The following is a 3,577-nucleotide window of genomic DNA, read 5'->3' as shown; positions in this document are numbered from 1 at the left end:
TTAGGCACGCCGCCAGCGTTCGTCCTGAGCCAGGATCAAACTCTCCAAGAAAGTTGATTAGCTCATAAAATAAAACGTTGGCTTCGTTTCAAACGAAACGAATATTATTGTTTGTTGACGTTTTTGTTTGTTTAGTTTTCAAAGAACAATTTCATCATCGCTCAAAAGCGACTTTATTATCATAACAAGTTATCAACTCGAAGTCAACAACTTTTTGTTTTTCTTTCATCGCCTCGCTGACGACTTTTCATATATTACAGGAGATTAATAGATTGGTCAATACTTTTTCAAAAAAAAATATAAAACGTTATATTTCCTCTTATATTTCAAGCTTAAAACAGCTTCCATTTAAGCTGTTTTATTATTACTTGTCCCTAATATGACAATGACCACTCGATAATCAGTAATGTCTTAGGAGGGGGTAGCTGGGAATGGGAGCTGCCCGCCAGGGATCATTTAAACAAGTCAGCAATTCTCCTCTTGATACCCCCAGAAGAGAGTTCAAAGAAGAAACTGGCTTTTTATCTGAGCACTAGCTGTTTCTAGGAAGCTCCTAACAGTTCCACTGCTCAACCAGTGAGCAGCAATATTCTTGAGTGCTTCTTCTGTTGAACTGTTAGCAAAATAATAGAGTTCCTTTACAGAAGTAACTCCTCCAGGATGCCCCACTATTCCACCCCATGTATTAGTTTGATAGCCAAATTTCATGCTCCTTGACTCTTAGAAACCAGTATATAACCAAGTTGCTCCTAAGATGATCAAAAGTATGCTTGATTTAGCAACAAAATATGACCGTTAGGATATATAGATATCTGAAGGAAATTGTCGAAAATCAGTAAAGTATTTCAGAAAAAAAGACATTATTCCCCAGAAAATGATTCTATACTTTATTTTTTTGATTAATATGACATGTCCAGGCGAAGTTCAGGGAAGAATAGCATTGCCCTCCCTATCATCGTCAAATTCATAGTGAAACAGGCAATGCCCAACTTGTATCCAATCATCTTGACTCAATCGATTACTGCATCTTGATTGGAAATTGGATTGATCGAATTAAATTACCAAAATAATCCAGTAAAATAAACACTACAAGATTAAAAAACTCCAAAATGGATATAGTTGTACCATATGCCATAAGGAGTGATTTTTTTGTCGGGTGAACGCCATTATATTGTAATAGAAAAACAATCAAATAAAGCGGCCAAAGTGTCCATTTCTCTTGCGATCATTGGATTTGTTTTGAGCCTGATCCCCATCCTTGGCTGGATCCTTCTCCCGGTGTGGATTATGGCAATTTTATTCGGTATAGTAGGCCTTTTTAATTCATACAGGCGCGGACTGGCCATATCCGGAATCCTAATTGGTCTTTTTACATTTGTGTATAAAGCGCTAATCCTACAAGCCATATTCGGTGGATAGATCATACCAAAAAACAGATATCCATTTGGATATCTGCTTTTTCGTTTCGTAACACTCAATAAACTAGATCCAACAATTTCCCCGTTCAACATAACCAATTAATCGATTAATTTAAACCGCTGGATGTCTCTTTCCTAAAGGGTTGTACGCAATTCACCGATAAAAATTTTATCATTACTATTGAGTTTTAGTCTCAACTTGGAATATATGTAGGTAATTTTCAGATGGATGAAGTGAAATTGTAATGCGGTAAAAAAGAAGTTTCGAGGGAACCTTTTTTTATTCTGGAAAATAAAAAAAGGCTCCGCAGGTAGGACTCGAACCTACGACCGATCGGTTAACAGCCGATAGCTCTACCACTGAGCTACTGCGGAATAATGGAAAGGTATTTTGCTATCGCAAAAAAACACTAGTGGGCCTAAATGGACTCGAACCATCGACCTCACGCTTATCAGGCGTGCGCTCTAACCAGCTGAGCTATAGGCCCATAAATAATGGAGCGGGTGATGAGAATCGAACTCACAACATCAGCTTGGAAGGCTGAGGTTTTACCACTAAACTACACCCGCACTTTTGAAAAATTGGAGGCAGCAACCGGATTTGAACCGGTGATAAAGGTTTTGCAGACCTCTGCCTTACCACTTGGCTATGCTGCCTTAATTTGGCTGGGCTAGCTGGATTTGAACCAACGCATGTCGCAGTCAAAGTGCGATGCCTTACCGCTTGGCTATAGCCCATTGATATTAATATTAGATGGGGCGACTGATGGGAATCGAACCCACGAATGTCGGAACCACAATCCGATGCGTTAACCACTTCGCCACAATCGCCATAATTCCAAGTATTCTAAAATAATGGTGGAGGGGGACGGATTCGAACCGCCGAACCCGGAGGGAGCGGATTTACAGTCCGCCGCGTTTAGCCACTTCGCTACCCCTCCACATATAAAAACAATTTGTAGATGGTGGCTCAGGACGGAATCGAACCGCCGACACAAGGATTTTCAGTCCTTTGCTCTACCGACTGAGCTACTGAGCCATAATAAGATTATTTCCTAAACTTTGAAGGTGGTCATACCTTCGTCCCCATCTCAGAAAGCTTACTCAAGCAGCAGCTCGATGGGTACGCTGATGCAATTTCTAAGTAGCTTATTCGATCGTACTCTACCGACTGAGCTACTGAGCCACAAAAAAATCTATATCAACAGCAGCGCTAACTACTGGGATAAAAATGGCGGTCTGGACGGGACTCGAACCCGCGACCTCCTGCGTGACAGGCAGGCATTCTAACCAACTGAACTACCAGACCATATTGCGGGGACAGGATTTGAACCTGCGACCTTCGGGTTATGAGCCCGACGAGCTACCGGACTGCTCCACCCCGCGACGATGAAAAAAAGATTGTTTTGTGCATGCATTTAGTTGCATGGACTGTATAAACCATAAAATATTATGGCGGAGGAAGAGGGATTCGAACCCCCGCGCGGTTTAACCCGCCTGTCGGTTTTCAAGACCGATCCCTTCAGCCGGACTTGGGTATTCCTCCGTTAAAAATATGGTAGCGGCGGAGGGGATCGAACCCCCGACCTTACGGGTATGAACCGTACGCTCTAGCCAGCTGAGCTACACCGCCAATATCATATTAAAAATGGAGCCTAGCGGGATCGAACCGCTGACCTCCTGCGTGCAAAGCAGGCGCTCTCCCAGCTGAGCTAAGGCCCCATGTTGTTATTTTAAAAAAAATTAGAATGGTCGGGAAGACAGGATTCGAACCTGCGACCCCTTGGTCCCAAACCAAGTGCTCTACCAAGCTGAGCTACTTCCCGTAATTAATGGCGCGCCCGAAAGGAGTCGAACCCATAACCTTCTGATCCGTAGTCAGACGCTCTATCCAATTGAGCTACGGGCGCATAGTATTGAGTGTTATTTTGATTCCCCAAAAAACACTATTTATTTTACTTCGTAAAAAAAAATGGTGCCGAGGACCGGAATCGAACCGGTACGGTAGTCACCTACCGCAGGATTTTAAGTCCTGTGCGTCTGCCAGTTCCGCCACCCCGGCAAAAATGGAGCGGAAGACGGGATTCGAACCCGCGACCCCCACCTTGGCAAGGTGGTGTTCTACCACTGAACTACTTCCGCATTATTAATCTAAATGG

General features: G+C 43.1%; 2 protein-coding genes and 17 tRNA genes. 1 reads left to right on the top strand and 18 read right to left on the bottom strand.

Translation table 11 applies throughout. The annotated features are described in order from the left end of the window. Positions 1 to 501 precede the first annotated feature (501 nt). A complete protein-coding gene (locus PH210_RS29620) occupies positions 502 to 708 on the bottom strand; it encodes a hypothetical protein (protein ID WP_289990302.1) in 207 nt (68 codons plus the stop codon). 441 nt (positions 709 to 1,149) lie between these two features. On the opposite strand from PH210_RS29620, the gene PH210_RS29615 reads away from it, so the two are divergent. Next, positions 1,150 to 1,419, top strand: a complete 270-nt coding sequence (locus tag PH210_RS29615) for a hypothetical protein (protein ID WP_289990300.1) — start codon at positions 1,150 to 1,152, stop codon at positions 1,417 to 1,419. A 302-nt stretch (positions 1,420 to 1,721) separates the two neighbouring features. Here the strand turns inward: PH210_RS29615 and PH210_RS29610 are convergent. From PH210_RS29610 to PH210_RS29530, 17 genes are all read right to left on the bottom strand, one after another. Next, positions 1,722 to 1,793, bottom strand: a tRNA-Asn gene (locus PH210_RS29610). 39 nt (positions 1,794 to 1,832) lie between these two features. After that, a tRNA-Ile gene (locus tag PH210_RS29605) sits at positions 1,833 to 1,906 on the bottom strand. An 8-nt stretch (positions 1,907 to 1,914) separates the two neighbouring features. Further along, positions 1,915 to 1,988 (bottom strand) — tRNA-Gly (locus tag PH210_RS29600). Positions 1,989 to 2,001: 13 nt separating this feature from the next. After that, a tRNA-Cys gene (locus PH210_RS29595) sits at positions 2,002 to 2,075 on the bottom strand. A 6-nt stretch (positions 2,076 to 2,081) separates the two neighbouring features. Next, positions 2,082 to 2,156 (bottom strand) — tRNA-Gln (locus tag PH210_RS29590). 17 nt (positions 2,157 to 2,173) lie between these two features. Then, positions 2,174 to 2,249: transfer RNA gene (locus PH210_RS29585), tRNA-His, on the bottom strand. Between the two features lie 25 nt (positions 2,250 to 2,274). After that, positions 2,275 to 2,359, bottom strand: a tRNA-Tyr gene (locus tag PH210_RS29580). 22 nt (positions 2,360 to 2,381) lie between these two features. Then, a tRNA-Phe gene (locus PH210_RS29575) sits at positions 2,382 to 2,457 on the bottom strand. A 193-nt stretch (positions 2,458 to 2,650) separates the two neighbouring features. Further along, positions 2,651 to 2,727 (bottom strand) — tRNA-Asp (locus tag PH210_RS29570). Positions 2,728 to 2,730: 3 nt separating this feature from the next. Further along, positions 2,731 to 2,804: transfer RNA gene (locus tag PH210_RS29565), tRNA-Met, on the bottom strand. A gap of 67 nt (positions 2,805 to 2,871) precedes the next feature. Beyond that, positions 2,872 to 2,964 (bottom strand) — tRNA-Ser (locus PH210_RS29560). 10 nt (positions 2,965 to 2,974) lie between these two features. Beyond that, a tRNA-Met gene (locus PH210_RS29555) sits at positions 2,975 to 3,051 on the bottom strand. A 16-nt stretch (positions 3,052 to 3,067) separates the two neighbouring features. Continuing rightward, a tRNA-Ala gene (locus PH210_RS29550) sits at positions 3,068 to 3,140 on the bottom strand. 27 nt (positions 3,141 to 3,167) lie between these two features. Next, positions 3,168 to 3,244 (bottom strand) — tRNA-Pro (locus PH210_RS29545). A 7-nt stretch (positions 3,245 to 3,251) separates the two neighbouring features. Then, positions 3,252 to 3,328: transfer RNA gene (locus PH210_RS29540), tRNA-Arg, on the bottom strand. A gap of 63 nt (positions 3,329 to 3,391) precedes the next feature. Continuing rightward, positions 3,392 to 3,480, bottom strand: a tRNA-Leu gene (locus tag PH210_RS29535). Positions 3,481 to 3,485: 5 nt separating this feature from the next. Further along, positions 3,486 to 3,560: transfer RNA gene (locus PH210_RS29530), tRNA-Gly, on the bottom strand. Between the last annotated feature and the right edge of the window lie 17 nt (positions 3,561 to 3,577).

The organism is Paenibacillus sp. BSR1-1 (genome assembly GCF_030403775.1).
Taxonomy (GTDB): Bacteria; Bacillota; Bacilli; order Bacillales; family Cytobacillaceae; genus Neobacillus.
This window is presented reverse-complemented; position numbering and strand designations above follow the sequence as displayed.